This is a genomic window from Mycobacterium sp. NGS63, assembly GCF_059812295.1.
In genome coordinates this window covers 106,059-132,630 of the sequence record NZ_JCALCJ010000008.1, presented here as the reverse complement: position 1 = coordinate 132,630, position 26,572 = coordinate 106,059, and the positions used below count along the sequence as shown (strand labels likewise).

The window sequence follows — 26,572 nt, the reverse complement described above, 5'->3', positions numbered from 1 at the left end:
ACGGGCAGACATGACACGACCAACAAGCCGGGAAAACTGAGGAGGAAAGCGAATGTCGTTTGTGACCACGCAACCCGAGGCGCTGGCCGCGGCGGCGGGCAGCCTGCAGGGCATCGGCTCGGCGCTGAGCGCCCAGAACGCGGCGGCGGCCGCGCCGACGACGGGTGTGGTGCCCGCGGCCGCCGATGAGGTGTCGGCGCTGACCGCGGCGCAGTTCGCCGCGCACGCCCAGATGTATCAGGCCGTCAGCGCACAGGCTGCGGCAATCCACGAGACGTTCGTCAACACCCTGGGCATCAGCTCGGGGTCGTACGCGGCGACCGAGGCGGCCAACGCGGCCGCGGCCGGCTAGGAGATGAGGACATGACAATCGATTTGGGTGCGCTGCCCCCGGAGGTCACCTCCGCGCAGATCTATGCGGGTCCGGGCTCGACGTCGCTGGCGACGGCGGCCTCGGCCTGGAATGGCATTGCGGCCGAACTGAATTCGGCCGCAATGGGCTACGACAAGCTGATCACGCAGCTGTCCAGCGAGGAGTGGCTGGGGCCGGCCTCGGCGTCGATGGCTGCGGCGGTGCAGCCGTACGTGACCTGGATGACCACCACCGCCGCGCAGGCGGAGGAGGCGGCCGCCCAGGCCCAGTCGGCCGCGGCGGCCTACGAGACCGTGCTCGCCTCCGTGACGCCGCCGCCGCTCATCGCGGCCAACCGCACCGAACTGGCCCAGGCCACGGCGACCAACGTGCTGGGCCAGAACAACGGCATCATCGCCCAGCTGGAGGCGCAGTACACCGAATTCTGGGCGCAGAACGCCGCGGCGATGTACAGCTACGCCGGCCAGTCGGCGTCGGCGACCAAGGTGACGCCGTACCAAAGCGCCCCGACGATCACCAACCAGGCGGCCACGGGCACCCAGACCGCCGCGGTCGCGGCGGCCCAGGCCGGCCCGGCCGCCTCGGTGCAGCAGAGCCTGCAGGGCTACCTGAGCCAGATCCAGAGCCAGCTCGGCCAGCTGGCCGGGCCGCTGGCCAACCCGACCGCGACGTCCTCGGCCGTCTCGCAGTTCCAGTCGACCAACCCGATGCTGCAGGAAGTCTGGTTCCTGCTGACCGGGCAGACCTCGCTGCCCACCAACCTGGGGGCGCTGGCCAACGGCTACACCCCGTTCGCGGGCTTGTTCTACAACACCGAGGGTCTGCCCTACTTCAGCATCGGTATGGGCAACAACTTCGTTCAGGTCGCCAAGAGCCTCGGGCTCATCAGCGCGCCCGCGGCGGCGGCCGCGGCCGCCGTCCCCAAGGGCCTGCCCAACCTGGGCGGCCTGCTGGGCGGCGGCGCCGGCGCCGCAGCGCACCTGGGCAGCGCGACCTCGATCGGCAAGTTGTCGGTGCCGGCGTCGTGGGCGGGGTCGGCGCCGGTGGCGGCGCCGCACGCCGCCATCCCGGTGAGCAGCATCAGCGCGGCGCCGGAGGCCGCCGCTGGACCCGGAAACCTGCTGGGCGGCATGCCGCTGGCCGGCGCGGGCGCCGGCGGCTCGCACGGCGCCGGGCCCCGCTACGGGTTCCGCCCCACGGTCATGGCGCGGCCGCCCCTCGGTGGTTAGCGGGCCGGCGGTGACTGCCCGACACGCCCGCCGGCGCGTTATCCGCGACGGGATTTTTTCCGGGCGCGGTTACCCGGGCGCGCCGGCGCGGGACCTGGGCCCACAGGGCGGTGCTTGCGGTCCGTTCGGTTCGCCCAGCGAGCGACCGTTCTCGCATTTGCTCCTACGCGATGTCGGCGGGCCGGTGTTATCCTCCATACGTGCTGGCCAGCAGGCTTGCACCGGCCCCTCGGGCGGGTTCGCTGCGGCGGTTTGCTGTGACCGTCCTGTGAAGGCCACCGCCGGGGGCCGGACGCTGTTACTGTGTCGTTACCAAAAGTGAATTTGCCGTGCCGTCCAGTGAACATTTGCTAACAGGGGGCTCGGACCCAGGCTTGAAACGGACGTTGTCATCTACTCTCGTGCACGGAAGTGGTGCCGGGAGGCGATCTAGGAGGGAAAAGCTATGTCATTCGTGACCACACAGCCGGAGGCGCTGGCCGCGGCCGCCGGAAGCCTGCAGGGCATCGGTTCGGCGCTGAGCGCACAGAACGCGGCCGCGGCTGCCCCGACGACCGGGGTGGTGCCCGCCGCCGCCGACGAGGTGTCGGCGCTGACCGCCGCCCAGTTCGCCGCGCACGCGCAGATGTACCAGGCGGTGAGCGCCCAGGCCGCCGCGATTCACGAGCAGTTCGTGAACACGCTGGGGATCAGCTCGGGCTCCTACGCCGCGACCGAAGCCGCCAACGCGGCCGCCGCCGGCTGACCGGCTCAGGCGATTCACGCCCGCAACGGGTATGCCTCCGGCCGCCGGCCCGGCGGCGGGGGGACCGAATCTTTACTCCCTCGGCTCGGCGCGCCAGCGCAGGGCCGAGCTCATCACAACTGAAAACAACCGAGAGTTACTGAGAACCTAAGGAGACAGCCGACATGGCAACACGTTTTATGACTGACCCGCATGAGATGCGGGCGATGGCGGGCCGTTTTGAGGTCCACGCGCAGACGGTGGAGGACGAGGCGCGCAAGATGTGGGCGTCGTCGATGAACATCGCCGGTGCGGGCTGGAGCGGCCAGGCGCAGGCGACCTCCTACGACACCATGGGCCAGGTCAATCAAGCGTTCCGCAACATCGTGAACATGCTGCACGGGGTGCGTGACGGTTTGATCCGCGACGCCAACAACTACGAGCAGCAAGAGCAGGCCTCGCAGCAAATCCTCGGCAGCTAGCGCGAAAAGCGCAGGTTGCGTACCCTTTGAGACGTTAGGAGAACACCGACATGACAATCAATTACCAGTTTGGCGATGTGGATGCCCACGGTGCGTTGATCCGCGCCCAGGCCGCGTCGCTGGAAGCCGAGCACCAGGCCATCGTTCGTGATGTGCTGGCCGCTGGTGACTTCTGGGGTGGCGCCGGTTCGGTGGCCTGCCAGGAGTTCATCACCCAGTTGGGTCGCAACTTCCAGGTGATCTACGAGCAGGCCAACGCCCACGGCCAGAAGGTGCAAAGCGCCGGCAGCAACATGGCCAGCACCGACAGCGCCGTCGGGTCCAGCTGGGCCTAGCTCCCAACTTCAGGCGCGGCAGCACACGTCGGTGTGCTGCCGCGTCCTGCAGTTTCCGACCAGTTCCACATAGTCGCCACCTTTTCCGACCACCTTCGAACCCTGAGGTATTGATGGACCAGCAGAGCACCCGCACCGACATCACCGTCAACGTCGACGGCTTCTGGATGCTTCAGGCGCTGCTCGACATCCGGCACGTCGCACCGGAGCTGCGGTGCCGGCCGTTCGTCTCCACCGACTCGAACGACTGGCTCAACGAACACCCCGGCATGGCGGTGATGCGCGAACAGGGCATCGTCGTCGGCGACGAGGTGCAGGAGCAGGTCGCCGCGCGGATGCGAGTCCTCGCCGCGCCCGACCTCGAGGTCGTGGCCCTGCTCTCGCGGGGCAAGCTGCTCTACGGGGTCGTCGAGGACGAAAACCAGCCGCCCGGTTCGCGCGACATTCCCGACAACGAGTTCCGCGTGGTCCTGGCCCGGCGCGGCCAGCACTGGGTGTCGGCGGTGCGCGTCGGCAGCGACATCACCGTCGACGACGTCGCCGTCGCCGACAGCGCCTCGATCGCGTCGTTGGTGATCGACGGCCTGGAGTCGATCCACCACGCCGAACCGGCGGCGATCAACGCCGTCAACGTGCCGCTGGAGGAGATGCTGGAAGCGACCAAGTCGTGGCAGGAGTCCGGTTTCAACGTGTTTTCCGGCGGCGACCTGCGCCGGATGGGCATCAGCGCTTCCACCGTCGCCGCGCTCGGCCAGGCCCTGTCGGACCCGGCGGCCGAGGTTGCCGTCTACGCCCGCCAGTACCGCGACGACGCCAAGGGCCCCAGCGCCTCGGTGCTGTCGCTGAAGGACGGCTCGGGCGGCCGCATCGCGCTGTACCAGCAGGCGCGCACCGCGGGTTCGGGGGAGGCCTGGCTGGCGATCTGCCCGGCGACACCGCAGCTGGTTCAGGTGGGCATCAAGACCGTGCTGGACACGCTGCCCTACGGCGAATGGAAAACGCACAGCAGGGTCTAAAAGGGTCGGACACACGCGTGAAACACAAACTTCACCAACGCTTTTGCCGACAACATGCGGCCAGGGGGCGAAGACGGCATACTTCTCTAGAATCATCAGCAAATCTTCACAGCAGTGTCACCACAATTCCGTAACGCAAGGCGAGGCAGATGAAAACCGAACTAGTCGTGCGGCACCTGTCCGGGGGCCACGGCGTCCCGGCGCGTGAAGCGACCGGCGCCGCCGCCCGCCTGGCAACGCGGGACCACACATTCACCAGGGCAGGGGGCGCAGGGCGATGACCGCGGTAGGAGTAGCTGACGCTCTACAGGCAGACATCGAGGGGATTTCGCAACCCCGGGCGGTAGTGGTCGGCGTGATGGCCGGCGAGGGCGTCCAGATCGGCGTCCTGCTGGACGCCAACGCCCCCGTCTCGGTGATGACCGAGCCGCTGCTGAAGGTGGTCAACAGCCGGCTGCGGGAACTCGGCGAGACCCCGCTGGAGGCCGCCGGCCGCGGCAGGTGGGCGCTGTGCCTGGTCGACGGCACGCCGCTGCGCTCCACCCAGTCGCTGACCGAGCAGGACGTCTACGACGGCGACCGGTTGTGGATCCGGTTCCTGGCGGACACCGAGCACCGGTCCCAGGTCATCGAGCACATCTCGACGGCCGTCTCGGCAAACCTGAGCAAGCGGTTCGCCGCGATCGACCCGGTCGTCGCGGTCCAGGTCGGCGCCTCGATGGTCGCGGTGGGGGTGACCGCGGCATCGGCGTTGCTGGCGTGGTGGCGTTGGCACCACAACTCCTGGCTGCCCACGGTGTACGCCGCGATCATCGCCGCGATCGTGTTGTCGGTGGCGATCATGCTGGCCATGCGCGCGAAGACGCAGGCGGACCGGCGCGTCGCGGACACCATCCTGCTGAGCGGCCTCGCGCCGCTCACGGTGGCCGCCGCCTCGGCGCCGCCGGGTGGCGTCGGTTCCCCGCAGGCGGTGCTGGGCTTCGGCGTGCTGACCATCGCCGCGGCGCTGGCGCTGCGCTTCACCGGCCGCCGGCTGGGCATCTACACCGCGATCATCACGATCGGCGTGGTGACCGCGATCGCCAGCCTGTCCCGCATGGTCGCGATGACCAGCGCGGTCACCAACTTCACCTGCGTGGTGCTGGTCTGCGTGCTGGCCTACCACGCCGCACCGGCGCTGTCCCGGCGGCTGGCCGGCATCCGGCTGCCCGTCTTCCCGTCGGCCACCAGCCGCTGGGTCTTCGAGGCGCGACCCGACCTGCCCACCACCGTGGTGCGCCCCGACGGCGGCGCCCCCGTGCTGGAGGGGCCCGCGTCGGTCCGCGACGTGGTGCTGCAGGCCGAACGGGCCCGCTCGTTCTTGACCGGTCTGCTGGTGGGGCTGGGCGTGCTGATGGTGGTCTCGCTGACCGCGCTGTCGGATCCGCGCACCGGTCAGCGCTGGCTGCCGCTGCTGCTGGCCGGCTTCGCCGCCGGTTTCCTGATGTTGCGCGGCCGCTCGTACGTGGACCGCTGGCAGGCGATCACCCTGGCCGCGACGTCGGTGATCATCGTCGCCGCGGTGGTGGTGCGGTACGCGCTGGTGCTGCACTCGCCGCTGGCGGTGTCGGTGAGCGTGGCGATTTTGGTGCTGCTGCCCGCGGCGGGCCTGACGGCCGCGGCGGTCGTGCCCAACACCATCTACAGCCCGCTGTTCCGCAAGTTCGTGGAATGGATCGAATACCTGTGCCTGATGCCGATCTTCCCGTTGGCATTGTGGTTGATGAATGTCTATGCGGCGATCCGTTACCGCTAGCCGTAAGGTGCGGCGCCGGAGCGCGGCCCGCGCGACCGTCGCCGCGCTCCTGCTGACCACCGGCGCGCTGGCCGGGCTGCCGCCCGCGTCCGCGATCTCGCCGCCGGCGGTCGATCCGGGCGCGCTGCCGCCCGACGGTCCGCCGTCACCGCCGGCGCCGATGAAGCAGAACTCCTACTGCACCGAGGTCGGGGTGATCCCCGGCACCGACTTCCGGCTGCCGCCGAAGTACATGGAGATGCTCAACCTGCAGGAGGCGTGGCAGTTCGGGCGCGGCGCCGGGCAGAAGGTCGCCGTCATCGACACCGGCGTGACCCCGCACCCGCGGTTCCCGCACCTGATCCCCGGCGGCGACTACATCATGTCGGGCGACGGGCTTTCCGACTGCGACGCGCACGGCACCATCGTGGCGTCGATGATCGGCGCGGCCCCGGCCAACGGCGCGGCCGCGCCGCCGGCGGCTCCGCGCAAGCCGGTCACCATCCCCACCACGGAGCCGCCCCCGAAAGCGCCGCCGCCCCAGACCGTGACGCTGTCGCCGTTGCCGCAGACGGTGACGATGGTGCCCCCGCCGCCGGAATCCCCGCCGCCCGGGCCGTTCGGCGCGCCGCCGGCACCGCCCGCGCCGCCGGCGCCCGCGGGACCCGCGCCCGCCCAGGCCCCGTCGGCCAACCACGGCGGGCCGGGCACGGTGACGATACCGAGCTATGCCGGCGGCCGGCAGGTCATCGGTGTCGACCACCCAGCTGTCCCGCGCGCGCCGCGGCCCCTCGACCCGCCCAAGCCGCCGCCGCCACCGCCGGCTCCCGCCCCGGCGGCGCCGCCCGACGCCTATAGCGGGATCGCCCCGGACGTCGACATCATCTCGATCCGCCAGTCCAGCCAGGCCTTCGGCCTCAAGGACGCCTACACCGGCGACGAGGACCCGCAGACGCGGGCCAAGATCGACGACGTCGAGACCATGGCGCGGGCGATCGTGCACGCCGCCAACATGGGCGCCACGGTCATCAACATCTCCGACGTGAGCTGCATGAGCGCGCGCAACGTCGTCGACCAGCGCTCGCTGGGCGCCGCGGTGCGCTACGCGGCCGTCGACAAGAACGTCGTCATCGTGGCCGCCGCCGGCGACACCAGCAAGAAGGACTGCAAGCAGAACCCCGCCTACGATCCGATGCAGCCCAAGGATCCCCGGGGCTGGAGCGGCGTGACGACCGTGGTGACGCCGTCCTGGTTCAGCGACTACGTCCTGACCGTCGGCGCGGTTGACACCGACGGCCGGCCGCTCGTGCAGAACGGCGGGCAGGGCTCGTCCAGCGTCGCCGGGCCCTGGCTGGGCATCGCCGCGCCGGGGACCGACGTCATCGGGCTGTCGCCCCGCGACGACGGGTTGATCAACGCCATCGACGGCCCGGACAACACGCTGCTGGTCCCCGCCGGCACCAGCTTCTCGACCGCGATCGTGTCCGGGGTGGCCGCCCTGGTCCGCGCCAAGTACCCCCAGCTATCCGCCTACCAGGTCATCAACCGGCTGGAACGCACCGCCAGGGCGCCCGCGCGCGGGGTGGACAACCAGGTCGGCCACGGTGTCATCGACCCGGTGGCGGCCCTGACCTGGGACGTTCCCGACGGCCCAGCAAAGCCTCCGCAGCAGCTGTCGGCGCCACTGAACCTCCCGAAAGCGGCCCCCCACCGCGATATGGTGCCAGTATGGGTGGCAGCCGGAGGGTTGACCGCAGCTCTACTGATCGGCGGCGCCGTGTTCGGTATAGCGATGTTCATCAAGCGAACACGCAAGCAGCAATGAGGTCGGAGCAGCGATAGCAATGAAGGCTCAGCGCAGTTTTGGTTTGTCTCTGTCGTGGCCGCGGGTCACGGCGGTGTTTCTGATCGACGTCCTGATCCTGTTGGTGGCCAGCCACTGCCCGGCGTCGTGGCAGGGCGAACACCGCATCGCGTTCTGGGTGGGCGTGGGCCTGGCGGCGCTGGTGACGCTGCTGTCGCTGGTCACCCACCACGGGCTGACCGTGACCTCCGGCCTGGCCACCTGGCTGTGGGACTGGTCGGCCGACCCGGGCACCGCGCTGACGGCCGGCTGCACCCCCGCGATCGACCACCAGCGCCGCTTCGGGCGCGACACCGTCGGCGTGCGGCAGTACGAGGGCCACCTGGTGACGGTGATCGCCGTCGACGGCGGCGACGACGACTCCGGGCGCCACCGGCACAAGACCAAGGCGGCCGTCCTGCCGCTGGACGCGGTCGCGGATGGCTTGCGCCAGTTCGATATTCACCTCGACGGCATCGACATCGTGTCGATGAAGGTGCGCCGCGGCGGGAACGCGGCCGAGAAGTCGTCCAAGCTGGACGACTGGGGGCCCGAGGAGTGGGGGCTGGTCAGCGACGAACCCACCTCCTACGTGCGCCGCACCTGGCTGGTGCTGCGGATGAACCCGCAGCGCAACGTCGCCGCCGTCGCGGCCCGCGACTCGCTCGCGTCGACGCTGGTGGCGGCCACCGAGCGGCTCGCCCAGGATCTCGACGGCCCCAACTGCGCGGCCCGGCCGCTGACCGCCGACGAGCTCGCCGAGGTCGACAGCGCCGTGCTGGCCGACCTGGAGCCGACCTGGAGCCGTCCCGGCTGGCGGCACCTCAAGCACTTCAACGGGTTCGCCGCCAGCTTCTGGCTGACGCCCGCGGACATCAGCACGGAGACGCTGGAGGACCTGTTGTCGCCCGACGTGGGCGCCGCGGTGGTCACGATCCGCCTCGTCACCCGCGGCGGCCGGCCGCAGCTGTCCGCCTGGGTGCGCTACCACAGCGAGCGCCGGCTGCCCAGGAGCGTCTGGTCGGGACTCAACCGGCTCACCGGGCGCCAGCTGGCGGCGGTGCGCGCCAGCCTGCCCGCCCCGGCGGCCCGCCCGCTCTTGACCGTGCCCAGCCGGCCCCTGCTCGACGACGATGACCTCGTGCTGTCCGTCGGGCAGGTGCGGGAGGGCGCGGCGAGCGTGCCCGCGGCGCAATGACGCGCTCCCAATCGACCGCCGAAGACGCCCGCAACGCCATGGTCGCCGGCCTGCTGGCGTCGGGCATTTCGGTGAACGGGCTGCAGCCCAGCCACAACCCGCAGGTGGCCGCGCAGATGTTCACCACCGCGACCACGCTGGATCCGGCGATGTGCGACGGCTGGCTGGCTCGCATCCTGGCCGGGGACCAGAGCATCGAGGTGCTCGCCGGCGCGTGGGCCGCGGTCCGGACGTTCGGCTGGGAGACCCGCCGCCTCGGGGTCACCGACCTGCAGTTCCGGCCCGAGGTCTCCGACGGGCTGTTCCTGCGCCTGGCCGTCACCAGCGTGGAGTCGCTGGCGTGCGCCTACGCCGCCGTGCTCGCCGAGGCGAAGCGCTACGAGGAAGCGGCCACGCTGCTCGACGGCGTCGAGCCCCGGCACCCGTTCGACGAGGAAGTGGTCAACTACGTGCGGGGCGTGCTGTACTTCCGCACCGGGCGCTGGCCCGACGTGCTGCTCGCGTTCCCCGAGGGAAAGACCTGGCGCCACCCGGAATTGAAGGCCGCCGGCGCGGCGATGGCGACGACGGCGCTGGCGTCGCTGGGGGTCTTCGAGGAAGCGTTCCGGCGCGGCGAGGCCGCGGTCGAGGGCGACCGGGTGCCGGGCGCGGCGAACATCGCGCTGTACACCCAGGGCATGTGCCTGCGGCACGTCGGCCGCGAGGAGGAGGCCGTCGAGCTGTTGCGGCGGGTGTACTCGCGGGACCCGAAGTTCGGCCCGGCGCGCGAAGCCCTGGACAACCCCAACTACCGGCTGGTGCTGACCGACCCCGAGACCATCGAGGCACGCACCAACCCGTGGGACCCCGACAGCGCGCCGAGCCGCGCGCAGACCGAGGCCGCCCGCCACGCCCAGGAGGCCGCCAAGTACCTGGCCGAGGGCGACGCCGAGCTCAACGCGATGCTGGGCATGGAGCGGGCCAAGCGGGAAATCAAGCTGATCAAGTCGACCACCAAGGTGAACCTGGCCCGCGCCAAGATGGGCCTGCCGGTGCCGGTGACGTCGCGCCACACCCTGTTGCTGGGGCCGCCCGGGACCGGCAAGACGTCGGTGGCGCGGGCGTTCTCCAAGCAGCTGTGCGGGCTCACGGTGTTGCGCAAGCCCGTGGTGGTGGAGACCAGCCGCACCAAGCTGCTGGGGCGCTACATGGCCGACGCCGAGAAGAACACCGAGGAGATGCTCGAGGGCGCGCTGGGCGGCGCCGTCTTCTTCGACGAGATGCACACGCTGCACGAGACGGGCTACCACCAGGGCGACCCCTACGGCAACGCGATCATCAACACGCTGCTGCTGTACATGGAGAACCATCGCGACGAGCTGGTGGTCTTCGGCGCGGGCTACGCCAAGGCCATGGACAAGATGCTCGAGGTGAATCAGGGTCTGCGGCGGCGCTTTTCGACCGTGATCGAGTTCTTCAGCTACACCCCCGAGGAGCTGGTCGCGCTGACCAAGCTGATGGGCCGGGAGAACGAGGACGTCATCGCCGACGAAGCGGCCGAGGCGCTGTTGCCGTCGTACACGAAGTTCTACGTCGACGAGAGCTACTCCGAGGACGGGGACCTGATCCGCGGCATCGACACCCTGGGCAACGCCGGCTTCGTCCGCAACGTGGTGGAAAAGGCGCGCGACCACCGCAGTTTCCGCCTGGACGACGAGGACCTGGACGCGGTGCTGGCCAGCGATCTCAGCGACTTCAGCGAGGCCCAGCTGCTGCGGTTCAAGGAGCTGACGGCCGAGGACCTCGCCGAGGGCCTGCGCGCGGCGGTGGCGGAGAAGAAGACGACCTGAGCCAAAGCTGTTGCAAGCGTTTCGCAACGAACTTGACTGGCTTGCGCTTCGATGCCACGATGGCCTCTGCAAGCACCTCGCTAGGTGAGGCGTCTGCACGGATACAGGCCACTGACCTCCAACGTCGAAAGACGCCCAGGGTCAGGACAGCTCTTCCCGGCTTAAGGGTTGAGCCCAAGTGGCTTCCGGCCCGAAACGAGCCGGATACGCCGTGTGGTGCCAAAGCTCTGACGAGAGGGGTGCCGCGTCCGGGCGTTTTTCCGGGCGCTTCTCCCCGCGTGCACGTAGTGGCATCCCCGTGTGCCCTGGCCGTGAGGAGGTGAGAGCGAAATGAGTCCCGACGATAGTCCGTATCCCAGATCGACCATTTCGTCTCGATCCGAACCCGGCGTCTCTCTGACAGTCTGAACGGTCCGTTCCGACCGGTCTCCTCCGCGCGCCCCGCCCGCGGAAAGTGGCCAGAACTCGCCGGTAGCCCGGGTTCGGTCCCCTTTCGTGAGGAGCATTCCGATGTCGTTTGTCATTGTGCGCCCGTCGGCGCGGATCGAGGTATCCGCCTGGGGCGCAACACCATTGGGGGAGGGCTGACGATGACCGTCGCACTGGACTTCGCAATGTTTCCGCCCGAGGTGAACTCCGCCCGGATGTACTCGGGCCCCGGTTCGGGACCGATGCTGGCCGCCGCGTCGGCCTGGCACGGGCTGGCCGCCGAATTGCGTTCCACCGCACAGTCTTACGGCTCGGTGCTGTCGACGCTGAGCGGCGACGAGTGGCACGGCCCGGCGTCGGCGGCGATGTCGGCCGCGGCCGCGCCGTACGTGGCGTGGCTGGACACCACGGCCGAGCAGGCCCTGCAGACCGCCGCCCAGGCCGAGGCCGCGGCGGCGGCCTACGACGCCGCGTTCGCCGCCACGGTGCCGCCGCCGGTGATCGCGGCCAACCGCGCCCAGCTGATGGCGCTGATCGCCACCAACATTCTGGGCCAGAACACGCCGGCGATCGCGGCCACCGAGGCGCAATACCTGGAGATGTGGGCGCAGGACGCCGCGGCGATGTACGGCTACGCCGCGTCCTCGGCGGCGGCCACCCGGCTGAGCGAGTTCGTCGGGCCCCGGCAGACCACCACCCCCGGCGGGCCGGCCGCACAGTCGGCCGCGGTGGCCCAGGCCGCCGCGACCCCGGCCGGCACCCAGCAGGGCACGCTGTCGCAGCTGATGTCCGCGCTGCCCACCACGCTGCAGGGCCTGTCCTCGCCGGCGTCGTCACAGGCGACGGGCCTGGGCGGCGGCCTGGGCGCGATGGATCCCTTCGCGCCCGGCTCGGCGAGCGAGACCGCCGGGCTGGACGGGCTGATGAACCTGATCGGCGGCGACAACACCGCCTTCGGGCAGTTGCTGAACGCCAACATCTGGAACACCGTCTTCTCGTCCGGGTTCTACATGCCCAGCAACACGATGGCGCCGTTCCTCGGGCTGGCAAGCGCCCAGGCCGCCGGCAACGCCGTCGGCGACGCGGCGGGGCAGGCGGCCACCGGTGCGCTCGGCGAGGCCCTCGCGGGTCCCGTCGGCGGCATCGGCGGGCTGGGCAACGCCGTCTCGGCCGCCCTCGGCCACTCCCCGACTATCGGCGCGTTGTCGGTGCCGCCCAGCTGGACGGCGCCCGCGCCGCTGGCCAGCCCGCTGGCCTCGGCGCTGGGCGGAACGCCGATGACGCCACCGCCGGCCGGGACGCCCGGCGTGCCCGGAATGCCGATGGCGCCGATGAACGCGCAAGCGTACGGGCGCGCCGTGCCGCAGTACGGCTTCCGTCCCACGTTCGTCTCGCGCCCGCCGGCGGCGGGGTAGCGCGCCGGATCCCGTCAGCCGCAACGCCGTTGGCGTTAGTTGCCCATATCAACATTTGCCCAGGGCCGTCTTTCGGTCGCGCCGGTCCCCGAAAGGCCGTCGGACACTGGACATCTCGGTGAGTCAGAGGCCGATCTGATGGATTTCATATGAACCACACAAAGTTGACAGCTGGCCCACAGGTCCCTGATTAGCATGGCGGCCATCTAAGGAACCGGAGGAATGCGTAAGGCCGCCAGGTTCCTAGCAGCATGGCGACCAGGGAGGTAATCCATGTCCGTAGTGACCGCGGGGGCGGAGTCGCGGTGGCGGCGGGAAGTGACTCTCGTTGCCGCCGAAGGGCTTTCGGTGGCGTCCGCACCGACCGAGGCAGTCAACGCGCCCGCACACCGTAAGTAATCCGGAGGCGACCGGCGTGTTCGTGGATTTCGGGGCGCTTCCGCCCGAGGTCAATTCCGGGCGGATGTACCTCGGTCCGGGGTCGGGACCGATGCTGGCCGCCGCGGCGGCCTGGGATGCGTTGGCCGCCGAAATGCATTCGGCCGCCGCGTCCTATCGCTCGACGATCGAGGGCATGGCCGTCGGGCCCTGGCAAGGCCCGGCGTCGGCGGCGATGGTGGCCGCCGCCGTCCCGTATGTGGCGTGGATGACGGCGACGGCGGGACAGGCGGAGCAGGCGGCGATGCAGGCCACGGCCGCCGCCGCGGCGTACGAGAGCGCGTTCGCCGCGACGGTGCCGCCCCCGGTGATCGAGGCCAACCGCAGCCTGCTGGCGGCGCTCGTCGCCACCAACGTCTTCGGCCAGAACACCGCCGCGATCGCGGCCACCGAGGCGCACTACGCCGAAATGTGGGCACAGGACGCCGTGACGATGTACGCCTACGCCGCCTCGTCGGCGGCCGCCACGCGCCTGACCCCGTTCACCGAGCCGCCCCAGACCACCGACGCGTCGGCGGCCGCGGCCCGGGCGGCCGCCGCGCCCGTGTCGGAGCTGCAGACCCAGTTGTCGGCGCTGATCGGCGTGGTGCCCGGCGCGCTGCAGGGCCTGGGTTCAGTGAAGCCGGCGGCGTCGATCATCGACGCCCTCTATCCCGTCGTGTCGAATCTGCGGCCCTTTTTCGCGGCCGTCACCGGCGCCTACAGCCCCATCGGGGCGGTCATCGTGCCCGGCGGCTGGTGGCTGTTGTCGCTGCAGGCCCTCGGCCTGTCCCAAAACGCCCCGGGCGTCGTCGAACTGCTCAGCGGTGGCAAGGGCATCTCCGGGGCGCTGGCGCCGCTGCGGACCGGATACATCTCCTGGGTGGCGCCGGACCCGGCGGCCGCGGCGGTGTCGGGGTCCATGGGCCGCTCCACCCTGGTCGGGTCGCTGTCGGTGCCGCAGGGCTGGGTCACCGCCGCCCCGGTGCTCAGGACGGTCTCGTCGGTCCTGCCGTCCGCGCCCCTGGGCGCGCTCCCGGCGGGGACCGCGGTCTCGCCCGGCGCGCTGTTCGGCGGGATGGCCGCGGCGAGCCTGGCCGGGCGCGCCCTGGCCGGCACCGCCGTGCGCAGCGCCGGCGGGGCCGCCGGTGTCGGGGTGGCCGAGGACCTGACCGCGGCAGCGACCACCGCCACCATCATCGTGATCCCGGCGGACTAGACGAGGGATTTCGAGGTGCCGCAATGACTTTCGCATTCCAACCGCCGGAGATCACCTCCGCCGCCATGTACGCCGGCCCGGGGGCGGGGCCGATGCTCACTGCCGCGGCCGCCTGGGACGGGCTGGCCGTTGAATTGCAGTCCGCGGCGGGCTCCTACGCCTCCGTCGTCGCCAGCCTGGCCAACGACGCGTGGACCGGTCCGTCATCGGTCGCGATGGCCGACGCGGCCGCGCCGTACGTCGCGTGGATGTCGAAAACCTCGGCGCAGGCCCGCGCCGCGGCCGAGCAGGCCAGGGCGGCCGCGAGCGCGTACGAGACCGCGTTCGTGGCGGTGGTGCCGCCGCCGGAGATCGCCGCGAACCGCACCCAGCTGGCAATCCTGGTGGCCACCAACGTCTTCGGGCAGAACACCGCCGCCATCGCCGCCACCGAGGCGCAGTACGCCCAGATGTGGGCGCAGGACACGTCCGCGATGCTCGGCTACGCCAGCTCGTCGGCGGCCGCCTCGCGGCTGGCGCCGTTCACCGAGCCGCCGCCGACCGCCGCGGCATCCGGGATCGCCGCCCAGGCGGCCTTCCCCTTCGACGTCGTCACGCAACTGCTGGAGGCGATCGGCAACGCGTCGCGCGGCTACATGGAGTTCTGGGGCCAGCTGCTCAACACCATGACCGGGTCGCCCCTGGCGGCGGCGACGTGGGAGAACAGTTTCGGCATCCTCGCCGACATCGGCCGGTTCAGCACGGTGGCCAACGACAGCATGAGCCCGGTCAACCTCGGCATGACCGAGTTCAAGATGTTCTGGACGCCCCCGGCCGCGGCCCTCGACATCCCGAAGTCGGCGCTGGGCGCCGGGCTGGGGTTGCGCTCGGCCGGCCTGGCCGGCGCGGTGTCGGCGAGCGCGGGCGACGCGAACGTGGTGGGCCGACTGTCCGTGCCGCCCAGCTGGGCGTCGGCGACGCCGGCGATCAGGATGGCCACCAGCGCGCTGCCGGCCACCAGCCTGGCCGCGGCCGCCGAGGCGGGCATCCCCGGCAGCCTGGTCGGCCAAATGGCGCTGGGCGCCATGACCGGGGGCGCCCTCGGCACCGTCCCGCAGGTGCTCAGCGGGAGCGGTGCCCGCGCCCGCGCCGCCGGCGGCAAGGGGACCGTCGAGCCCGTCAAACTCGACCACGTCATCGCCAAGCTGCAGAAGGAACCGGAGGCGGTGCAGCACTGGAACGTCGACAAGGCCGGGCTCGACGCCCTGCTCGACCGGTTGTCGAAGAAGCCCGGCATCCACGCGGTGCACGTCTCCGGCGGGGACAAGCCGGCGGTGACACCGCCCGGCGCGCAATCGAGGGTGCCGTGAAACGGCTACTGGCGCTGGCCGGCGCGGTCACCGCGATCGGGCTCGCGGTGCCCGCGCACGCCGAGCCGCCCGGCGACCCCGACGCGGACGACGCGGCCTTTCTGGCCGCGCTGGACCACGCCGGGTTCACCTACGCCAGCCCGGGCCAGGTGATCGCGTCCGCCCAGGCCGTGTGCGGGATGATGCGCAAGGGCGAAACCGGTTTGCAGGTCGTCCACGACATCAAGGATCAAAATCCCGGCATGACGATGGACGGCGCGGCCCGCTTCGCCGCGATCGTGTCCAATACCTACTGTCCCGAACACCTGACGCCCAAGGGCCGTTAATCGCCGCATTATGGTGTGCGCAACAAAACGACTTTATTTGACGCCCGCCAAAAGATAATCGACAATTCTGGCGCATCGCTGGTTCCCGGCTGGCAGTTTCCTGGAAATGCCGCGATCCGGCTTTCAGCCGCTTGACCGGTGCCTCACACGCGACCTCACGGGCCAGAGAGTTTCTTTTTACGTCGCGATTACCAAGCGGGAACGCCCGCTGAATATTCTCCGTCAAAATGGTGACTAGCTGACGCGATTCCGTAACGCGCGTACGCCGGCTTCATCAATCGGTTTTGTGTTGATTCACCGTCGAATTCAACAATTCGTATTTGGCCGCAAAGCCGCGCGCGCCTGGCCGCCGGGGACCGGAGGGGAGTAGATGTTCGATTTCGGTGCGCTGCCGCCGGAGGTCAACTCCGGCCGGATGTACGTCGGCGCCGGTGCGGGGCCGCTGCTGGCGGCCGCGGCGGCGTGGGACGACCTGGCGACGGAACTTCAGTCGGCGGCGGCCTCCTACGGCTCCACGATCGAGAGCCTCGCGACCGGGCCCTGGACCGGCCCGTCCGCCGTCGCGATGGCGGGCGCGGCCGCGCCCTACGTGGCGTGGATGAGCGCGGCGGGCGCGCAGGCCGAAGCGGCGGCCAGCCAGGCCAAGGTCGCCGCCGGCGCCTACGAGGCGGCGTTCGCGGCCACGGTGCCCCCGCCGGTGGTCGCGGCCAACCGGGCGTTGCTGGCGGCGCTGATCGCCACCAACTTCCTGGGCCAGAACACGCCGGCGATCGCGGCCACCGAGGCGCACTACGCCGAGATGTGGGCCCAGGACGCGACCGCGATGTACTCCTATGCGGCCGCGTCGGCAACGGCGTCGCAGCTGATGCCGTTCACCGAGCCGCCGCAGACCACCAACCCCGCGGCCGCGCCGGCGCAGGCGGCCGCGGTTTCCCAGTCCGCCGGGACCGGCGGGGCGAACATCGGCACCGAACTGTCCCAGCTGGTCAACTCGCTGCCCACCGCGCTGCAAAGCCTCGGCAGCGGACTGGTCAACTCGCCGACGACGTCGGGCAACCTGCTGGCGGGCCTGCAGCTGCCGCAGCTGGCCAACCTGCCGTCGCTGTCGGGCTGGCCGGCGGGCCTGGGCACCGACCTGTCCAACTGGAACACCATCGTGGGGGCCCTCACCGGGACGTACTCCCTGCAGGGCTGGAGCGCGATTCCCGGCGGCCCCTTCCTGTCGTTCGGGCAGGCCTACGCCTGGGGGCAGAACGGGCAGGGCGCCGCCGCCTATCTGGCGGGTCCCAAGGCCATCAGCGGGGCGCTGGCGCCCCTGACCCAGGGCGCCGTGAAACCGATGCTGAGTTCGGCGGTGGGGTCGCCGGCGTCGGGCGCCATGGGCAAAGCGGCCCTGGTGGGGAGCATGTCGGTGCCGCAGGGCTGGACCGAGGCCGCGCCGGCGATCCGAACGCTCGCGCAGGTGCTGCCCGCCAACGCCGCTGCGGTGCCGGCGGCCTCGCTCGCCGACGAGGGCGGCGTGTTCGGCCAGATGGCCCTGTCGAGCCTGGCGGGCCGCGCGGTGGGCGCCGCCGCCTCGTTCCAGTCCGCCGGTGGCGGCGCCGCCGGCTCGCTGGGCGGCGTCGTCGAAGGCGGTGCGGCCGCCGCGACGATCATCGTCATTCCCGCCATGGAGGACTGAGAGCGATGTTCTACGCAGCGTTTCCACCGGAGTTCAACTCGGGCCGGATCTACGCGGGTCCGGGCGCAAGCTCGATGCGGGAGGCCGCGGCGGCCTGGGAGGGGCTGGCCGGCGAGCTGCAGTCCGCGGTGTCCGCGTATTCGTCGGTCATCGACGGCCTGACGAGCCAGTCGTGGCTGGGCCCGTCGTCGGTCGGCATGGTCGCCGCCGTCACGCCGTACCTGGCGTGGATGCAGGGGGCCGCGGGCCAGGCCGCCGAGGCCGCCGCCCAGGCCATCGTGGCGGCGACGGCCTACGAGACGGCGTTCGCCGCGCACGTCCCGCCGGCGGTCATCGCGGCCAACCGCACCCAGCTGACGCAGCTGGTGGCCACCAACGTCTTCGGCCAGAACACCGCCGCGATCGCGGCGACCGAGATCCAGTACGCCGAAATGTGGGCGCAGGACGCGTTGGCGATGGACAGCTACGCCGGTTCGTCGGCGGCCGCGTCCGACGTCAGCCCGTTCACCGCGGCCCCACCGATCACCAACGGCGGTGGGACGGCCGGCCAGGCCGCGGCACTGACTCAGGCCGCCGCCACGTCGGCCGGCAGCGCGCAGTCGGCCGTCTCGTCGCTCTCGTCGCTGTCCAGCCCGGCGTCGTGGCTGCTGCAGACCGGCGCCAACCTGAGCAACTCCTACACCGCCACCGTCACCGGCCTGCTGAACGGCCTCTTCGGCCCGAACGGGGCCTCGACGTTCGCGGCCCTGTACTCCGCGGTGAAGGTCCCGCTGGGGTTCACCACGCAGTTCAACGACGTCGGGCTGCTGATCAACTTCCCGCTGTCGCAGGTCCTCAAGTTCGCCCCGCCGGCCGGATACGGCGCGCTGCCCAAGGACGCGCTGGGCGCGGGGCTGGGCGCGCTGGGATTCGGCCGGGGCACGCTGTACAACGCGGTGTCGGCGGGGATGGGCAACGCCGGCACGCTGGTGGGCAAGCTGTCGGTCCCGCCGAGCTGGGCCACGGCCACCCCGGCCATCCGGACGGTCGCGGCCGCCCTGTCGGCCGCCGGGCCCGACGCGGTGCCCGCCGCCGCGCTCGGCGAGGGCGGACTGCTCGGCGCGATGTCGCTGGCGGGGATGCTCGGCAGCGCCGCGGGCGCCGGCGCCCCCGACGTGGTGCGCCGCGCCGGCGTCCGGGGCCGCATCACCCCGATCAAGGACCTCAAGGACGCCAACTCCCCGGAGCACCTGAAGCGGGTGGTCGCCCAGATTTCGGAAAAGCCCGAAAGCGTGCAACACCACGACGTCGACCAGGACGGTCTGGACGCGCTGCTCGAGCAGTTGTCCAAGAAGCCCGGCATCCATGCCGTGCACCTGCGCAAGGGCGACAAACCACAGGTCGTGGCGCCGATGCCTAATGCGGTTGGCGCGCAACGCTATTGGGAAGGTGATGAATCATGAGACTGGCACTGACGACGGTCGGGGTCGCGGTGATGATCGGCATCGCCGCACCCGCCTACGCCGACCCGCCGCCGCCCGTGGCGGGTGACGACGCCGGCTTTCTCGCCGCGCTGCACCAGGTCGGCATCGGCTACGCCAGCCCTGATGCGGCCGTCGCGTCGGGCAAGGCGGTGTGCACGTGCCTGAACAACGGCGAGTCCGGCCTGGAACTCGTCCAGGACGTGAAGACCCACAACCCCGGATTCGACCTGGAGAACGCCTCCCATTTCGCCATGATCGCCGCGAAATACTATTGCCCCCACCAACTTTCGAAGGCGTAGCGCCCGGCCGACGCCTACCGCGCGCGGGCGGTCCACCTGCCGTTCACCTCGGTGTGCTTGGCTGCAGGCCCCCGCGACCGTCCGTCGTCGCGGGCGGGGAGGGAAAATCGGGTCGTGCACACGCTGACCATCGCGGATTTCGCGCTCCGGCTGGCCGTCGGGGTGGGTTGTGGCGCGCTCATCGGCCTCGAGCGCCAGTGGCGGGCGCGCCGGGCCGGGCTGCGCACCAACGCGCTGGTGGCCGCCGGGGCGACGCTGTTCGTCTTGTATGCGGCGGCCACCACGGACAGCAGCCCCACCCGGGTCGCGTCGTATGTGGTGTCGGGCATCGGGTTCCTGGGCGGCGGTGTCATCCTGCGCGAGGGCGTCAACGTCCGCGGCCTCAACACCGCGGCCACGCTGTGGTGTTCGGCGGCCATCGGCGTGCTGGCGGCGTCGGGGCACCTGGTCTTCACGTTGATCGGCACCGGCACCGTCATCGCCATCCACCTGTTCGGGCGGCCGCTCGGCCGGCTGATCGATCGTGACAACACCGACGACGAGGACGAAGGCTTGCAGCCCTACCGGATTCAGGTGATCTGCCGCCCCAAATCCGCGAAGTATGCCCGCGCCCAGATCGTGCAGCACACCGCCAGCAACGACATCACGCTGCGCGGCATCCACACCGGGCAGGCCGGCGAGGACGGCAACATCACGCTGACCGCCCACCTGCTGATGGGCGGCCACACGCCCGCCCGCCTGGAGCGGCTGGTGGCCGAATTGTCGCTGCAGCCGGGCATTTACGCCGTGCACTGGTACGCCGGCGAGCAGGCGCAGGCGGACTAGACCTGAGGCCGGTCCTGCAGCTGCGGTGCCGCCGCCGCCAGCAGGTCGGCGCGGTTGCCGGTCAGCGGGGGATAGATGCGGCGGGTGTTGATGGTCCGCTTGACGTCCTTGGCCTGCGCGCCCGTTGTCACCACGGCGCGGTCCCACCCTTCGGTGTAAACCGCGCCGGCCGGTCCGAGATCGAGAACCGTGACGTACCAAGGGATCCGGAGCGCCAGCGGCGGCGCCCCGAGCAGGTCGCTGACGACGTTGTAACCGGCGTAGCGGCCCATCGGGCGCCCGTGCTGACACGACATCACCGACAGGTGCTCGTCGTCCATGCGGGCGGCGGCCACGTCGCCCGCGGCGTAAACCGACGGCACGCCGACCACCCGCAGGAAGTCGTCGACCTCCACCCGGCCCAGTCGGTCGCGTGGCACCGGCAGCTGCTCGGTCAGCGGGCTGGCCCGCATGCCCGCGCTCCACACCACGGTGGCCGCGTCCAGCTGCTCACCCGTCGACAGCGACACCCCGCGCCCGGTGACCTCCGCGACCCCGGCCGCCGTCCTGGTCTCGACGCCCGCCTCGGCCAGGGCCCGTTCGATCACCGGCCGCGCCGAGTCGCCCATGTCGGAGCCCACCGCGGGGTTACGGTCGACCAGAACCACCCGGGGTCGCACGCCCGGGAACAGGGCGCGCAGCCGTCCCGGCAGCTCGCAGGCGGTCTCGATGCCGGTCAGCCCGGCACCCACCACGACGACGGTGGCCGCCGCCGGCGTCGGCGCCGCGCCGGCGAGCGCGCTCAGGTGGCGCTGCAGCGCGAGGGCGCCGTCGTACGTGTCGACGTCGAAACCGAACTCGCGCAATCCCGGCACTGCGGGTTTGAGCACGTGGCTGCCCGCGGCCAGCACGAGGCGGTCGTAGCGGCAGGTCAGTCCGTCCGAGGCGGTGACGGTGCGCGCGCGGGTGTCGATGGCGGTGACCTCGGTGGCGACGTGCGCGACCCCGACGGGGTCGAGCAGGCCGGCGAGCGGGATGCGGCAGGCGCTGAGGTCGGCCTCGTAGTTGCGCACCCGGATGTCGTGAAACGGCTGGGCGCTCAACACGGTGATGTCGAGCGTGCCGGCGAGCTCGTCGCGCCGCCGCGCCGCGCCGAGCGCGGCCCACAACCCCGCGAATCCCGAGCCGATCACCACCACGCGCTTCGGGCCGGTCACGAGTCGTAATCTATCCATGTGAACGCCTTCGCCGGGTTCTTGTCCGCGCTGCCACCGCCGATGCGGGACCCTGTGCTGTTCGCGATCCCGTTTTTCCTGCTGCTTTTGACCCTGGAGTGGACGGCGGCCCGCAAACTCGAACAGCTCGAGGACGCCCGGCCCGCCTCCGGGGCCCACTTCACCCGCGACTCGGTGGCGAGCATCTCGATGGGGCTGGTCTCGGTCGCCACCACCGCCGCCTGGAAGACGCTGGCCCTCTTCGGCTACGCCGCGATCTACGCCTACCTGGCGCCGTGGCACCTGTCGCCGGCGCGCTGGTACACCTGGGTGATCGCGATCCTCGGCGTCGACCTGCTGTACTACGCGTATCACCGCATCGCCCATCGGGTGCGGCTGATCTGGGCGACGCACCAGGCCCACCACTCCAGCGAGTACTACAACTTCGCCACCGCGCTGCGCCAGAAGTGGAACAACAGCGGCGAGATCCTGATGTGGATCCCGTTGCCGCTGTTGGGGATTCCGCCGTGGATGGTGTTCTTCGCGTTTTCGGTGAACCTGATCTACCAGTTCTGGATCCACACCGAGCGCATCGACAAGCTGCCGCGGCCGTTCGAGTTCATCTTCAACACCCCGTCGCACCACCGCGTGCACCACGGGATGGACCAGCCGTATCTGGACAAGAACTACGGCGGCATCCTGATCGTCTGGGACCGGTTGTTCGGCACCTTCCAGGCCGAGGTGTTCCGGCCCCACTACGGGCTGACCAAGCGGGTCGACACGTTCAACATCTGGAACCTGCAGACCCGCGAATACGTCGCGATCGCCCGCGACTGGAGATCGGCGAGCCGGCTGCGCGACCGGCTGGCCTACGTGTTCGGCCCGCCCGGCTGGGCGCCCCGCGCGGCCGGCCAACCCGTGGCCGCGGCCCCGCTGGCCACCCCGGGGTAACGCCGCGGCCGCCGGTAACGAAATGATCAACGCGGGGTGACGTTAAGACATAGCCTCAACCCGTGGGTCGGTTTGTTTCCCGGACGGATCGGAGCTCATCGTGCACCGCCTGGCAATGCGCTCACTGGCCGCGTCGGCTTGCGCCGCGGCACTCGCATCCTGGTTGACGCCTGTGACGGCCAAAGCAGACCCCCCGGTGGTGTATCCGGGCATGGAAATCCGCCAGGACAACCGCGTCTGCACCCTGGGCTACGTCGACCCCGCACTGAAGATCGCCTTCACCGCGGGCCACTGCCGGGGCAATGGCACCGTCTTCGATCGGGACCACAACGTCATCGGCCGGCTGGCGACGTTCCGCGACAACACGCCCAGCGGCACCACGGTGGCCACCGACCAGGTGATCTCCGACTACGAGGCGATCGTGCTGGACAGCGGCGTCAGCGCCAACAACATCCTGCCGGGCGGGCGCCCACTGGAATCGAACCCCGGCGCGGCGCTGCAGCCCGGGCAGGCGGTCTGCCACTTCGGCGTCATCACGGGTGAGACGTGCGGGACCGTGGAAAGCGTCAACAACGGCTGGTTCACCATGTCGCACGGCGTGCAGAGCGGCAGGGGCGATTCCGGGGGACCCGTCTACCTGGCGCCCAACGGTGGCCCGGGGCAGATCGTCGGGATCTTCAACAGCGTCTGGGGGGATCTGCCCGCGGCGGTGTCGTGGCGGGCCACCTCCGACCAGGTCCGCCAGGACCTCGGGGCGACGACCAATCCCAGCTGAGTCCCTGGCTGAGTCCCTGCCTAGGCGGCCGGCGTCAGCGCGAACACCGGGATCCGCGGCGCCCCCGCCAGCAGCTGCTCGTCGGTGGAGTCCGGCGTCAGGCCGCCGACGTAATCCTTGACCTGCCAGTACCACCGGGCCAGGTAGCGCCGCAGCACCTCCGGCTTGGCGGCGTCGTCCAGCTCGGCCGCCCGGGCCTCTCGCCGGCGCCAGCGCGGGCCCACCTCGACGGCACCGGCCGCCCGCACGTTGCGCGCCCACTGCGTGTTGCCGCGGGGCGAGACGAGGTAGTCCACGCCGTCGAGGGTCAGCAGGTTGATCACCACCGCGCGCGGTTTGCCGCTCTTGCGCCCGCGCACGCGCAGCGCGCGGGTCCCGGCGATGCTGATGCCCAGCTCGGCGAGCCAACGGATCACCGCGTTGGCGGCGCGGGCCGCCCGGTTGGGTTCGTCGTAGCGCGTGGCCATTTGGTGCGTCCTTCCGCCAGGCTCGAGAGAGCGGTGCTCTCGTTGGCGGACACGCTGCCACAGCGCGGGCCGAAAAGCAAGAGCAGTGATCTCGGTTGTGCCAGACTGGCCGCGTGGGCAAGCGCCAGGAGTCGCGGGAGCAGATCGAGGCGCGAATCGTCGACCTGGGTCGCCGGCAACTGGTGGAGCGCGGCGCCGGCGGGCTGTCGGTGCGGGCGATCGCCCGCGACCTGGGCATGGTGTCCTCGGCGGTGTACCGGTACGTGTCCAGTCGCGACGAGCTGCTGACCCTGCTGCTGGTGGACGCCTACTCCGACCTCGCCGACGCCGTGGACCGGGCCCGCGAGACCGTCGGCGAGCTGTGGAGCGACGACGTCATCGCCATCGCGCGCGCGACGCGGCGGTGGGCGGTGGCCCACCCGTCGCGCTGGGCCCTGCTGTACGGCAGCCCCGTCCCCGGATACCACGCGCCGCCGGAGCGCACCGTCGCCGCCGGAACCCGCGTGGTGGGGGCCTTGTTCGACGCGGTGGCGGCCGGGATCGCCACCGGCGACATCCGGTTGACGAATGATCTTGCGCCGCAACCGATGTCGTCGGACTTCGAACGCATTCGCCACGAATTCGGGTTTCCCGGCGACGACCGGGTGATCGCGAAATGCTTCCTGCTGTGGGCGGGCGTGCTGGGCGCGATCAGCCTCGAGGTGTTCGGGCAATACGGCGCCGACACGCTGACCGACCCGGCGGCGGTGTTCGACGCGCAGCTTCGGCTGCTGGTGGACGTGCTGAGCCAGCACTGATCGCGGCAAATTAGAACGTGTTCATTGCGCTTTTGCGGTGGTGGCGCGGATGCCCGCGGCAAAGCCTTTCCCGGGCCTTCCCGCCCGAGCGCGGGCTGGGATATCCTGCGTTGCGATGACCCTTCCCGTTCAGTCGCCGACGCAAATCGCGTGGGTCACCCAGGACCTTGACGCCACCGAAACGGCCCTCACCGGCCTGTTAGGCGTTCGGAAATGGGTACGCATCCCCGACGTGCACTTTGCTCCGGATGCCTGCAGCTACCACGGCGAGCCCGCCGATTTCGTCGCCGGCATCTCCCTGAGCTATCTCGGGGACATGCAGCTGGAGCTGATCTCACCGGTGCGCGGGGAGAACATCTATAGTGACTTTTTGCGGGAGTCCGGGCCGGGCTTGCACCACATCTGCGTGGAGGCCGACAGCCCCGCGCAATTCGACGCGGCGTTGTCGGCGGCGGCCGAGCGCGGCGCCCCGGTGGTGCAGCAGGGCGTGATGCCCGGCGGCATCCAGTTCGCCTACATCTCGGCGCCGCAGGCCGGGGTGCCGTTTCTGGAAATCGCCTACGTCTCACCGGAGATGCGGGCCTTCTACGACTACATCAAACAGGAGCAGCGGTGAGCACCGAGATCCCGGCAACCATCAACGCGGACGCCGTGACGTCGTGGTCGGACGACGTCGACGTGGTGGTGATCGGTTTCGGCATCGGCGGCGGGTGCGCGGCGGTCAGCGCCGCAGAGGCCCTGGGCGCCGGCGCGCGGGTGCTGGTGCTCGAGCGCGCCGCGGCGGCCGGAGGCACCACTTCGCTTGCGGGGGGCCACTTTTACCTCGGCGGCGGGACGGCCGTCCAGCAGGCGACCGGCCACCCCGACTCGCCCGAGGAGATGTACAAGTACTTGGTCGCCGTGTCGCGCGAGCCGGACCACGCCAAGATTCGCGCCTACTGCGACGGCAGCGTCGAGCACTTCGACTGGCTGGAGGCGCTGGGATTCCAGTTCGAGCGAAGCTACTTCCCGGGCAAGGCGGTGATCCAGCCCAACACCGAGGGGCTGATGTTCACCGGCAACGAGAAGGTGTGGCCCTTCCTGGAGCGGGCGGTGCCGGCGCCGCGCGGGCACAAGGTGCCCGTGCCCGGCGACACCGGCGGCGCCAGCATGGTGATCGAGCTGCTCCTCAAGCGCGCCGCCAGCCTGGGCGTGCAGGTCCGCTACGAGACCGGCGCCACCCAGCTCGTCGTCGACGGGTCGGGAGCCGTCGCGGGCGTGGCGTGGAAGCAGTTCTCCGAGACCGGTGCGATCAGGGCAAAGTCGGTGATCATCGCTGCCGGCGGATTCGTGATGAACCCGGAGATGGTTGCCGAGTACACCCCGAAGCTGGCGGAGAAGCCGTTCGTCCTCGGCAACACCTACGACGACGGGCTGGGCATCCGGATGGGCGTGTCCGCCGGCGGCGCCACCCAGCACATGGACCAGATCTTCATCACCGCCCCGCCGTACCCGCCGTCGATCCTGCTGACCGGGATCGTCGTGAACAAGCTCGGCCAGCGCTTCGTCGCCGAGGACTCCTACCACTCCCGAACCGCGGGGTTCATCATGGACCAGCCGGACAGCGCGGCGTTCTTGATCGTCGACGAGGCGCACCTCGAGCATCCCAAGATGCCGCTGGTGCCGCTGATCGACGGCTGGGAGACCGTCACCGAGATGGAGGCCGCGCTGGGTATCCCGGCCGGCAACCTGGTCGCGACGCTGGACCGCTACAACAGCCACGCCGCGCGCGGCGAGGACCCCGACTTCCACAAGCAGCCGGAATTCCTTGCGCCGCAAGACAAAGGACCGTGGGGCGCGTTCGACATGTCGCTGGGCAAGGCCATGTATGCCGGCTTCACGGTCGGGGGGCTGGCCACGTCGGTGGACGGGGAGGTGCTGCGCGAGGACGGCTCGGCGGTGCCCGGCCTGTACGCGGTGGGCGCGTGCGCGTCCAACATCGCCCAGGACGGCAAGGGGTACGCCAGCGGCACGCAGCTGGGTGAGGGTTCGTTCTTCGGGCGCCGCGCCGGAGCGCACGCGGCGGCAAGCCGCTAACCCGCCGCTAACCCGCGAGTGTGAATCACACGACGCGACACGCGGGCGACGCGTCGCGAATTTCACACTCGGCACCGCCGCAGCGCA

Annotated in this window: 25 protein-coding genes and 1 riboswitch; of the genes, 23 read left to right on the top strand and 2 right to left on the bottom strand. The window is 70.8% G+C overall.

The genetic code is table 11. From position 1 onward, the window contains the following. Positions 1 to 52: 52 nt before the first annotated feature. The 18 genes from AC5Y4Z_RS20495 to AC5Y4Z_RS20410 all read left to right on the top strand — a co-directional run bounded on the left by AC5Y4Z_RS20495 (position 53) and on the right by AC5Y4Z_RS20410 (position 20,226). Positions 53 to 352 (top strand): PE family protein, encoded by a 300-nt coding sequence (locus AC5Y4Z_RS20495; protein ID WP_067319719.1) that lies wholly within the window; start codon positions 53 to 55, stop codon positions 350 to 352. 11 nt (positions 353 to 363) lie between these two features. Beyond that, on the top strand, positions 364 to 1,602 hold the full coding sequence (locus AC5Y4Z_RS20490) for a PPE family protein, SVP subgroup (RefSeq protein WP_499966555.1): 1,239 nt from the start codon (positions 364 to 366) through the stop codon (positions 1,600 to 1,602). 445 nt (positions 1,603 to 2,047) lie between these two features. After that, positions 2,048 to 2,347, top strand: coding sequence for a PE family protein (locus AC5Y4Z_RS20485; RefSeq protein ID WP_071511529.1), 300 nt, complete (start codon positions 2,048 to 2,050; stop codon positions 2,345 to 2,347). A 164-nt stretch (positions 2,348 to 2,511) separates the two neighbouring features. Beyond that, positions 2,512 to 2,808, top strand: a complete 297-nt coding sequence (locus AC5Y4Z_RS20480) for a WXG100 family type VII secretion target (protein ID WP_067929734.1) — start codon at positions 2,512 to 2,514, stop codon at positions 2,806 to 2,808. A 50-nt stretch (positions 2,809 to 2,858) separates the two neighbouring features. Beyond that, complete coding sequence (locus tag AC5Y4Z_RS20475) at positions 2,859 to 3,143, top strand: WXG100 family type VII secretion target (RefSeq protein WP_046182844.1); 285 nt, start codon at positions 2,859 to 2,861, stop codon at positions 3,141 to 3,143. A 113-nt stretch (positions 3,144 to 3,256) separates the two neighbouring features. Further along, a complete protein-coding gene (locus AC5Y4Z_RS20470; protein WP_499966551.1) occupies positions 3,257 to 4,159 on the top strand; it encodes an ESX secretion-associated protein EspG in 903 nt (300 codons plus the stop codon). 277 nt (positions 4,160 to 4,436) lie between these two features. Continuing rightward, entirely contained in the window at positions 4,437 to 5,954 is a 1,518-nt protein-coding gene (gene eccD, locus AC5Y4Z_RS20465; RefSeq protein ID WP_499966549.1) for a type VII secretion integral membrane protein EccD, read from the top strand. Further along, positions 5,932 to 7,758 carry a type VII secretion-associated serine protease mycosin gene (locus AC5Y4Z_RS20460; RefSeq protein WP_499966547.1) on the top strand — a complete coding sequence of 609 codons (1,827 nt, stop codon included), beginning with the start codon at positions 5,932 to 5,934 and terminating at the stop codon, positions 7,756 to 7,758. The genes eccD and AC5Y4Z_RS20460 overlap by 23 nt, the downstream gene beginning before the upstream one ends. 19 nt (positions 7,759 to 7,777) lie before the next feature. Next, entirely contained in the window at positions 7,778 to 8,974 is a 1,197-nt protein-coding gene (eccE, locus tag AC5Y4Z_RS20455) for a type VII secretion protein EccE (protein ID WP_499966545.1), read from the top strand. Continuing rightward, a complete protein-coding gene (gene eccA / locus AC5Y4Z_RS20450) occupies positions 8,971 to 10,803 on the top strand; it encodes a type VII secretion AAA-ATPase EccA (protein WP_499966543.1) in 1,833 nt (610 codons plus the stop codon). The genes eccE and eccA overlap by 4 nt, the downstream gene beginning before the upstream one ends. A gap of 69 nt (positions 10,804 to 10,872) precedes the next feature. Continuing rightward, a riboswitch (M-box (ykoK) riboswitch) is annotated at positions 10,873 to 11,049 on the top strand. Positions 11,050 to 11,393: 344 nt separating this feature from the next. Continuing rightward, positions 11,394 to 12,647: a PPE family protein gene (locus AC5Y4Z_RS20445; RefSeq protein ID WP_499966541.1), complete on the top strand. Its 1,254-nt coding sequence runs from the start codon at positions 11,394 to 11,396 to the stop codon at positions 12,645 to 12,647. Positions 12,648 to 13,068: 421 nt separating this feature from the next. After that, positions 13,069 to 14,283, top strand: coding sequence for a PPE family protein (locus AC5Y4Z_RS20440; RefSeq protein ID WP_499966742.1), 1,215 nt, complete (start codon positions 13,069 to 13,071; stop codon positions 14,281 to 14,283). A 23-nt stretch (positions 14,284 to 14,306) separates the two neighbouring features. After that, a complete protein-coding gene (locus AC5Y4Z_RS20435; protein ID WP_499966539.1) occupies positions 14,307 to 15,632 on the top strand; it encodes a PPE family protein in 1,326 nt (441 codons plus the stop codon). Then, positions 15,629 to 15,958 carry a DUF732 domain-containing protein gene (locus tag AC5Y4Z_RS20430; protein WP_499966537.1) on the top strand — a complete coding sequence of 110 codons (330 nt, stop codon included), beginning with the start codon at positions 15,629 to 15,631 and terminating at the stop codon, positions 15,956 to 15,958. The genes AC5Y4Z_RS20435 and AC5Y4Z_RS20430 overlap by 4 nt, the downstream gene beginning before the upstream one ends. A gap of 370 nt (positions 15,959 to 16,328) precedes the next feature. Then, positions 16,329 to 17,639, top strand: coding sequence for a PPE family protein, SVP subgroup (locus tag AC5Y4Z_RS20425; RefSeq protein ID WP_499966535.1), 1,311 nt, complete (start codon positions 16,329 to 16,331; stop codon positions 17,637 to 17,639). Positions 17,640 to 17,644: 5 nt separating this feature from the next. Next, a complete protein-coding gene (locus AC5Y4Z_RS20420; protein ID WP_499966533.1) occupies positions 17,645 to 19,081 on the top strand; it encodes a PPE family protein in 1,437 nt (478 codons plus the stop codon). Further along, positions 19,078 to 19,401 (top strand): DUF732 domain-containing protein, encoded by a 324-nt coding sequence (locus tag AC5Y4Z_RS20415; protein ID WP_499966531.1) that lies wholly within the window; start codon positions 19,078 to 19,080, stop codon positions 19,399 to 19,401. The genes AC5Y4Z_RS20420 and AC5Y4Z_RS20415 overlap by 4 nt, the downstream gene beginning before the upstream one ends. A 114-nt stretch (positions 19,402 to 19,515) precedes the next feature. After that, complete coding sequence (locus tag AC5Y4Z_RS20410; protein ID WP_499966529.1) at positions 19,516 to 20,226, top strand: MgtC/SapB family protein; 711 nt, start codon at positions 19,516 to 19,518, stop codon at positions 20,224 to 20,226. On the opposite strand, the gene AC5Y4Z_RS20405 is transcribed toward AC5Y4Z_RS20410, so the two are convergent. Continuing rightward, positions 20,223 to 21,422 carry an NAD(P)/FAD-dependent oxidoreductase gene (locus AC5Y4Z_RS20405; RefSeq protein ID WP_499966527.1) on the bottom strand — a complete coding sequence of 400 codons (1,200 nt, stop codon included), beginning with the start codon at positions 21,420 to 21,422 and terminating at the stop codon, positions 20,223 to 20,225. The two genes, AC5Y4Z_RS20410 and AC5Y4Z_RS20405, sit on opposite strands and share 4 nt — an antisense overlap. An 18-nt stretch (positions 21,423 to 21,440) precedes the next feature. On the opposite strand from AC5Y4Z_RS20405, the gene AC5Y4Z_RS20400 reads away from it, so the two are divergent. Further along, a complete protein-coding gene (locus AC5Y4Z_RS20400; protein ID WP_499966525.1) occupies positions 21,441 to 22,370 on the top strand; it encodes a sterol desaturase family protein in 930 nt (309 codons plus the stop codon). A gap of 97 nt (positions 22,371 to 22,467) precedes the next feature. Beyond that, positions 22,468 to 23,145, top strand: coding sequence for an Rv1815 family serine proteinase (locus tag AC5Y4Z_RS20395; RefSeq protein WP_499966740.1), 678 nt, complete (start codon positions 22,468 to 22,470; stop codon positions 23,143 to 23,145). A gap of 20 nt (positions 23,146 to 23,165) precedes the next feature. Here AC5Y4Z_RS20395 and AC5Y4Z_RS20390 read toward each other — a convergent pair whose 3' ends face one another. Then, the gene (locus tag AC5Y4Z_RS20390; protein ID WP_499966524.1) at positions 23,166 to 23,612 is read right to left on the bottom strand and encodes a nitroreductase family deazaflavin-dependent oxidoreductase; all 447 of its coding nucleotides are present in this window, start codon (positions 23,610 to 23,612) and stop codon (positions 23,166 to 23,168) included. Between the two features lie 113 nt (positions 23,613 to 23,725). Here AC5Y4Z_RS20390 and AC5Y4Z_RS20385 point away from each other — a divergent pair, with 113 nt between their 5' ends. The 3 genes from AC5Y4Z_RS20385 to AC5Y4Z_RS20375 all read left to right on the top strand — a co-directional run bounded on the left by AC5Y4Z_RS20385 (position 23,726) and on the right by AC5Y4Z_RS20375 (position 26,485). Then, entirely contained in the window at positions 23,726 to 24,409 is a 684-nt protein-coding gene (locus AC5Y4Z_RS20385; protein ID WP_499966523.1) for a TetR/AcrR family transcriptional regulator, read from the top strand. A 115-nt stretch (positions 24,410 to 24,524) separates the two neighbouring features. After that, on the top strand, positions 24,525 to 25,025 hold the full coding sequence (locus AC5Y4Z_RS20380) for a VOC family protein (RefSeq protein ID WP_499966521.1): 501 nt from the start codon (positions 24,525 to 24,527) through the stop codon (positions 25,023 to 25,025). Further along, entirely contained in the window at positions 25,022 to 26,485 is a 1,464-nt protein-coding gene (locus AC5Y4Z_RS20375; RefSeq protein ID WP_499966519.1) for an FAD-binding protein, read from the top strand. The genes AC5Y4Z_RS20380 and AC5Y4Z_RS20375 overlap by 4 nt, the downstream gene beginning before the upstream one ends. Positions 26,486 to 26,572 lie beyond the last annotated feature (87 nt).

Excerpts from the sequence above, each read along its gene's own strand:
- AC5Y4Z_RS20485 (WP_071511529.1), top strand. The coding sequence starts at position 2,048 with ATGTCATTCGTGACCACACAGCCGGAGGCGCTGGCCGCGGCCGCCGGA.
- AC5Y4Z_RS20425 (WP_499966535.1), top strand. The coding sequence starts at position 16,329 with ATGTTCGATTTCGGTGCGCTGCCGCCGGAGGTCAACTCCGGCCGGATG.
- AC5Y4Z_RS20420 (WP_499966533.1), top strand. The coding sequence starts at position 17,645 with ATGTTCTACGCAGCGTTTCCACCGGAGTTCAACTCGGGCCGGATCTAC.
- eccD (WP_499966549.1), top strand. The coding sequence starts at position 4,437 with ATGACCGCGGTAGGAGTAGCTGACGCTCTACAGGCAGACATCGAGGGG.
- AC5Y4Z_RS20445 (WP_499966541.1), top strand. The coding sequence starts at position 11,394 with ATGACCGTCGCACTGGACTTCGCAATGTTTCCGCCCGAGGTGAACTCC.
- AC5Y4Z_RS20490 (WP_499966555.1), top strand. The coding sequence starts at position 364 with ATGACAATCGATTTGGGTGCGCTGCCCCCGGAGGTCACCTCCGCGCAG.
- eccA (WP_499966543.1), top strand. The coding sequence starts at position 8,971 with ATGACGCGCTCCCAATCGACCGCCGAAGACGCCCGCAACGCCATGGTC.
- AC5Y4Z_RS20390 (WP_499966524.1), bottom strand. The coding sequence starts at position 23,612 with ATGGCCACGCGCTACGACGAACCCAACCGGGCGGCCCGCGCCGCCAAC.
- eccE (WP_499966545.1), top strand. The coding sequence starts at position 7,778 with ATGAAGGCTCAGCGCAGTTTTGGTTTGTCTCTGTCGTGGCCGCGGGTC.
- AC5Y4Z_RS20475 (WP_046182844.1), top strand. The coding sequence starts at position 2,859 with ATGACAATCAATTACCAGTTTGGCGATGTGGATGCCCACGGTGCGTTG.
- AC5Y4Z_RS20460 (WP_499966547.1), top strand. The coding sequence starts at position 5,932 with ATGCGGCGATCCGTTACCGCTAGCCGTAAGGTGCGGCGCCGGAGCGCG.
- AC5Y4Z_RS20380 (WP_499966521.1), top strand. The coding sequence starts at position 24,525 with ATGACCCTTCCCGTTCAGTCGCCGACGCAAATCGCGTGGGTCACCCAG.
- AC5Y4Z_RS20435 (WP_499966539.1), top strand. The coding sequence starts at position 14,307 with ATGACTTTCGCATTCCAACCGCCGGAGATCACCTCCGCCGCCATGTAC.
- AC5Y4Z_RS20470 (WP_499966551.1), top strand. The coding sequence starts at position 3,257 with ATGGACCAGCAGAGCACCCGCACCGACATCACCGTCAACGTCGACGGC.
- AC5Y4Z_RS20415 (WP_499966531.1), top strand. The coding sequence starts at position 19,078 with ATGAGACTGGCACTGACGACGGTCGGGGTCGCGGTGATGATCGGCATC.
- AC5Y4Z_RS20480 (WP_067929734.1), top strand. The coding sequence starts at position 2,512 with ATGGCAACACGTTTTATGACTGACCCGCATGAGATGCGGGCGATGGCG.
- AC5Y4Z_RS20495 (WP_067319719.1), top strand. The coding sequence starts at position 53 with ATGTCGTTTGTGACCACGCAACCCGAGGCGCTGGCCGCGGCGGCGGGC.